Origin of the sequence: Pseudomonas sp. Q2-TVG4-2 (assembly GCF_013620795.1) — a bacterium.
In the GTDB taxonomy this organism is placed as follows: Bacteria; Pseudomonadota; Gammaproteobacteria; order Pseudomonadales; family Pseudomonadaceae; genus Stutzerimonas.
In genome coordinates, this window is the sequence record NZ_LGLW01000023.1 from 1 (window position 1) to 5,725 (window position 5,725).

Here is a 5,725-nt window from a genome sequence, read left to right on the forward strand (position 1 = left end):
CAAAGACAAACCCCCGGTCCTCTTACGAGGATCGGGGGTTTGGTGTAGAAGCTTGACGATGACCTACTCTCACATGGGGAGACCCCACACTACCATCGGCGATGCGTCGTTTCACTACTGAGTTCGGGATGGGATCAGGTGGTTCCAACGCTCTATGGTCGTCAAGCAATTCGGTTGGGGAGTCGGTGTTGAGTCGCTTCCCCGAATGGGTATGTGATGTTTTGCTGCGGGTGTTGCTTTGCGAGTGTTGCTGATTTTCGGTTTGTTTGTCGACTTCAACCGTCTGACACGCAAACATCAAATTGTTTGGGTGTTATATGGTCAAGCCTCACGGGCAATTAGTATGGGTTAGCTCAACGCCTCACAGCGCTTACACACCCCACCTATCAACGTCGTAGTCTTCGACGGCCCTTCAGGGAGCTCAAGGCTCCAGTGAGATCTCATCTTGAGGCAAGTTTCCCGCTTAGATGCTTTCAGCGGTTATCTCTTCCGAACATAGCTACCCGGCGATGCCACTGGCGTGACAACCGGAACACCAGAGGTTCGTCCACTCCGGTCCTCTCGTACTAGGAGCAGCCCCTCTCAAATCTCAAACGTCCACGGCAGATAGGGACCGAACTGTCTCACGACGTTCTAAACCCAGCTCGCGTACCACTTTAAATGGCGAACAGCCATACCCTTGGGACCGGCTTCAGCCCCAGGATGTGATGAGCCGACATCGAGGTGCCAAACACCGCCGTCGATATGAACTCTTGGGCGGTATCAGCCTGTTATCCCCGGAGTACCTTTTATCCGTTGAGCGATGGCCCTTCCATACAGAACCACCGGATCACTAAGACCTACTTTCGTACCTGCTCGACGTGTCTGTCTCGCAGTCAAGCGCGCTTTTGCCTTTATACTCTACGACCGATTTCCGACCGGTCTGAGCGCACCTTCGTACTCCTCCGTTACTCTTTAGGAGGAGACCGCCCCAGTCAAACTACCCACCATACACTGTCCTCGATCCGGATAACGGACCAGAGTTAGAACCTCAAAGTTGCCAGGGTGGTATTTCAAGGTTGGCTCCACGCGAACTGGCGTCCACGCTTCAAAGCCTCCCACCTATCCTACACAAGCAAATTCAAAGTCCAGTGCAAAGCTATAGTAAAGGTTCACGGGGTCTTTCCGTCTAGCCGCGGATACACTGCATCTTCACAGCGATTTCAATTTCACTGAGTCTCGGGTGGAGACAGCGCCGCCATCGTTACGCCATTCGTGCAGGTCGGAACTTACCCGACAAGGAATTTCGCTACCTTAGGACCGTTATAGTTACGGCCGCCGTTTACCGGGGCTTCGATCAAGAGCTTCGCTTGCGCTAACCCCATCAATTAACCTTCCGGCACCGGGCAGGCGTCACACCCTATACGTCCACTTTCGTGTTTGCAGAGTGCTGTGTTTTTAATAAACAGTCGCAGCGGCCTGGTATCTTCGACCGGCATGAGCTTACGGGGTAAACCCTTCACTCTCACCGGCGCACCTTCTCCCGAAGTTACGGTGCCATTTTGCCTAGTTCCTTCACCCGAGTTCTCTCAAGCGCCTTGGTATTCTCTACCCAACCACCTGTGTCGGTTTGGGGTACGGTTCCTAGTTACCTGAAGCTTAGAGGCTTTTCCTGGAAGCATGGCATCAACCACTTCTCCTTCTAAAAGAAGGATCGTCATCAGTTCTCGGCATTAAGATCCCGGATTTACCTAAGATCTCTGCCTACCACCTTAAACTTGGACAACCAACGCCAAGCTGGCCTAGCCTTCTCCGTCCCCCCATCGCAGTAACTAGAAGTACGGGAATATTAACCCGTTTCCCATCGACTACGCTCTTCAGCCTCGCCTTAGGGACCGACTCACCCTGCGTCGATTAACGTTGCGCAGGAACCCTTGGTCTTTCGGCGTGCGAGTTTTTCACTCGCATTGTCGTTACTCATGTCAGCATTCGCACTTCTGATACCTCCAGCAAGCTTCTCAACTCACCTTCACAGGCTTACAGAACGCTCCTCTACCGCTCAACTTACGTTGAACCCGTAGCTTCGGTACCTGGTTTGAGCCCCGTTACATCTTCCGCGCAGGCCGACTCGACTAGTGAGCTATTACGCTTTCTTTAAAGGGTGGCTGCTTCTAAGCCAACCTCCTAGCTGTCTGAGCCTTCCCACATCGTTTCCCACTTAACCAGGATTTTGGGACCTTAGCTGACGGTCTGGGTTGTTTCCCTTTTCACGACGGACGTTAGCACCCGCCGTGTGTCTCCCGTGCTGACACTTGCTGGTATTCGGAGTTTGCATCGGTTTGGTAAGTCGGGATGACCCCCTAGCCGAAACAGTGCTCTACCCCCAGCAGTGATACACGAGGCGCTACCTAAATAGCTTTCGAGGAGAACCAGCTATCTCCGAGCTTGATTAGCCTTTCACTCCGATCCACAGGTCATCCGCTAACTTTTCAACGGTAGTCGGTTCGGTCCTCCAGTTAGTGTTACCCAACCTTCAACCTGCCCATGGATAGATCGCCCGGTTTCGGGTCTATTCCCAGCGACTAGACGCCCTATTAAGACTCGCTTTCGCTACGCCTCCCCTATTCGGTTAAGCTCGCCACTGAAAATAAGTCGCTGACCCATTATACAAAAGGTACGCAGTCACCTAACAAAGTAGGCTCCCACTGCTTGTACGCATACGGTTTCAGGATCTATTTCACTCCCCTCTCCGGGGTTCTTTTCGCCTTTCCCTCACGGTACTGGTTCACTATCGGTCAGTCAGTAGTATTTAGCCTTGGAGGATGGTCCCCCCATATTCAGACAAAGTTTCTCGTGCTCCGTCCTACTCGATTTCACTTCTAAGATCCTTTCGCGTACAGGGCTATCACCCACTATGGCCGCACTTTCCAGAGCGTTCCGCTAAAATCAAAGAAGCTTAAGGGCTAGTCCCCGTTCGCTCGCCACTACTAAGGGAATCTCGGTTGATTTCTTTTCCTCAGGGTACTTAGATGTTTCAGTTCCCCTGGTTCGCCTCACACACCTATGTATTCAGTGTGTGATAACCATCTTATGATGGCTGGGTTCCCCCATTCAGACATCTCCGGATCAAAGTCTGTTTGCCGACTCCCCGAAGCTTTTCGCAGGCTACCACGTCTTTCATCGCCTCTGACTGCCAAGGCATCCACCGTATGCGCTTCTTCACTTGACCATATAACCCCAAGCAATCTGGTTACTGTCTATAACGTGAAGACGACATTCGCCGAAAATCCGCAATTTTACTCGCAAATTTTACCTTGACTTGAATAATCACCAGTGAAAATGATTACCCAAATCTACTTCTATCACATACCCAAATTTTTAAAGAACAGTTCTGGCGCAAAGACCAGAAATCAATACGCTCCATCCGGAACGGATTCATTTCTGTGCTTTCAGCGATTTCGAGTTAATGGTGGAGCCAAGCGGGATCGAACCGCTGACCTCCTGCGTGCAAAGCAGGCGCTCTCCCAGCTGAGCTATGGCCCCATCTACAGATCGGCCACATCCCATGACAATTGGTGGGTCTGGGCAGATTCGAACTGCCGACCTCACCCTTATCAGGGGTGCGCTCTAACCAACTGAGCTACAGACCCAATCGTCTCTCTCGGGTCGAAACCCAATCGCTTTTCGCTAGTGAATCAAGCAATTCGTGTGGGAACTTATGAAGAAGCTGAAGTCTTCGATTAAGGAGGTGATCCAGCCGCAGGTTCCCCTACGGCTACCTTGTTACGACTTCACCCCAGTCATGAATCACTCCGTGGTAACCGTCCTCCCGAAGGTTAGACTAGCTACTTCTGGAGCAACCCACTCCCATGGTGTGACGGGCGGTGTGTACAAGGCCCGGGAACGTATTCACCGTGACATTCTGATTCACGATTACTAGCGATTCCGACTTCACGCAGTCGAGTTGCAGACTGCGATCCGGACTACGATCGGTTTTATGGGATTAGCTCCACCTCGCGGCTTGGCAACCCTTTGTACCGACCATTGTAGCACGTGTGTAGCCCAGGCCGTAAGGGCCATGATGACTTGACGTCATCCCCACCTTCCTCCGGTTTGTCACCGGCAGTCTCCTTAGAGTGCCCACCATAACGTGCTGGTAACTAAGGACAAGGGTTGCGCTCGTTACGGGACTTAACCCAACATCTCACGACACGAGCTGACGACAGCCATGCAGCACCTGTGTCTGAGTTCCCGAAGGCACCCCGCCATCTCTGGCAGGTTCTCAGCATGTCAAGGCCTGGTAAGGTTCTTCGCGTTGCTTCGAATTAAACCACATGCTCCACCGCTTGTGCGGGCCCCCGTCAATTCATTTGAGTTTTAACCTTGCGGCCGTACTCCCCAGGCGGTCGACTTAATGCGTTAGCTGCGCCACTAAGATCTCAAGGATCCCAACGGCTAGTCGACATCGTTTACGGCGTGGACTACCAGGGTATCTAATCCTGTTTGCTCCCCACGCTTTCGCACCTCAGTGTCAGTATTAGCCCAGGTGGTCGCCTTCGCCACTGGTGTTCCTTCCTATATCTACGCATTTCACCGCTACACAGGAAATTCCACCACCCTCTGCCATACTCTAGCTTGCCAGTTTTGGATGCAGTTCCCAGGTTGAGCCCGGGGCTTTCACATTCAACTTAACAAACCACCTACGCGCGCTTTACGCCCAGTAATTCCGATTAACGCTTGCACCCTTCGTATTACCGCGGCTGCTGGCACGAAGTTAGCCGGTGCTTATTCTGTCGGTAACGTCAAAACAGCAAGGTATTAGCTTACTGCCCTTCCTCCCAACTTAAAGTGCTTTACAATCCGAAGACCTTCTTCACACACGCGGCATGGCTGGATCAGGCTTTCGCCCATTGTCCAATATTCCCCACTGCTGCCTCCCGTAGGAGTCTGGACCGTGTCTCAGTTCCAGTGTGACTGATCATCCTCTCAGACCAGTTACGGATCGTCGCCTTGGTGAGCCATTACCTCACCAACTAGCTAATCCGACCTAGGCTCATCTATTAGCGCAAGGCCCGAAGGTCCCCTGCTTTCTCCCGTAGGACGTATGCGGTATTAGCGTTCCTTTCGAAACGTTGTCCCCCACTAATAGGCAGATTCCTAGGCATTACTCACCCGTCCGCCGCTGAATCAGGGAGCAAGCCCCCTTCATCCGCTCGACTTGCATGTGTTAGGCCTGCCGCCAGCGTTCAATCTGAGCCATGATCAAACTCTTCAGTTCAATACTGCATGGGTTTTGAGAAAACCCTAAACTTGGCTCAGCAATCGCAAATCTCTTCTTAAGCAAACTCAAGAAGAGCACTCAATGATTTCTCGTTGAGTATTTGTGATGCTGATAATCTTGCTGACTACCAGTCTTACCTCACAAGCACCCACACGAATTGCTTGATTCAGTTGTTAAAGAGCGTTTCGATCAAGTCTTTCGTCTCAACCGAGGCCGCGCATTCTACAGCAGCCTTGTTTCTCGTCAAGCTGTTTTTGAAGAAGTTTTTCTTTCTTCTCAACCGCTTGCGCTTCCGATCAACCTGCGTCTCTCGTCAGCGGGAGGCGAATCATACAGCGTCTAAAACCGCTGTCAACCACCTCTTTCAACCGCTTCCGATCAACCTGACCGAAGCCACCAACAGCGCTTAACCACCGCCCTGTCAGCCCGGCGCATTCTACTCGAATCCGCCTTCCGTGCAAGCCT

At 52.1% G+C, this 5,725-nt stretch carries 1 protein-coding gene, 2 tRNA genes and 3 rRNA genes; 1 reads left to right on the forward strand and 5 read right to left on the reverse strand.

The window, feature by feature from the left end; all coding sequences use genetic code 11:
• Positions 1 to 50: 50 nt before the first annotated feature.
• The 5 genes from rrf to H3028_RS20940 form a co-directional block, all read right to left on the reverse strand.
• Positions 51 to 166: ribosomal RNA gene (gene rrf, locus H3028_RS20920) — 5S ribosomal RNA — on the reverse strand.
• Positions 167 to 317: 151 nt separating this feature from the next.
• Positions 318 to 3,208 (reverse strand): 23S ribosomal RNA (locus tag H3028_RS20925).
• Positions 3,209 to 3,446: 238 nt separating this feature from the next.
• Positions 3,447 to 3,522: transfer RNA gene (locus H3028_RS20930), tRNA-Ala, on the reverse strand.
• Positions 3,523 to 3,552: 30 nt separating this feature from the next.
• Positions 3,553 to 3,629: transfer RNA gene (locus H3028_RS20935), tRNA-Ile, on the reverse strand.
• Between the two features lie 91 nt (positions 3,630 to 3,720).
• A 16S ribosomal RNA gene (locus H3028_RS20940) occupies positions 3,721 to 5,257 on the reverse strand.
• The 16S, 23S and 5S rRNA genes sit together here with 2 tRNA genes alongside, the layout of an rRNA operon.
• 95 nt (positions 5,258 to 5,352) lie before the next feature.
• On the opposite strand from H3028_RS20940, the gene H3028_RS20945 reads away from it, so the two are divergent.
• Entirely contained in the window at positions 5,353 to 5,670 is a 318-nt protein-coding gene (locus tag H3028_RS20945) for a hypothetical protein (protein WP_258237884.1), read from the forward strand.
• Positions 5,671 to 5,725: the final 55 nt, after the last annotated feature.